This is a genomic window from Variovorax sp. 01N429 (assembly GCF_056399425.1).
The window spans coordinates 1-365 of the sequence record NZ_JBFTRG010000244.1 but is presented as its reverse complement, the minus strand read 5'-3'; the positions used below and the strand labels follow the sequence as shown (position 1 = coordinate 365).

The following is a 365-nucleotide window of genomic DNA, read 5'->3' as shown; positions in this document are numbered from 1 at the left end:
CATCTGCCGGGCCTGGTAGATGGTGCGGGCGAAGCCGGCGCGGAGCACGAACGCGTCGAGGCGGCGTTCCAACGAGACGACCATTTCTTCGCCGGTCTTGCCCTGGTGCTTGTGGGCGGCGTCGAACGCGGCGCGCATCTGGGTCTCGTTGATGTCGTACTGGGCGCGCAGCTTCTGCTTCTCGAGGAGCCGGACCTTGTAGTCGGAGGACTGCTTGCGGCCGCGGCCGTGTTCGCCGGGCGGGTAGGGCCGGTTCTCGAGGTACTTCTGCGCCTTGGGGGTGAGCGCAATGCCGAGCGCACGGCTGCGCTTGACCTTGGGGCGGGCCTGGTTCAACGGGTCCTCCGGTTCGGTGGGTACTTGCC

1 protein-coding gene is annotated in these 365 nt (G+C 67.9%); it reads right to left on the bottom strand.

Annotated elements, in window-relative coordinates; all coding sequences use genetic code 11:
* On the bottom strand, nt 1-336 hold a 336-nt coding region (rpsD, locus tag AC1DSF_RS31445; RefSeq protein ID WP_478184223.1), incomplete at its 3' end, for a 30S ribosomal protein S4.
* Nucleotides 337-365 lie beyond the last annotated feature (29 nt).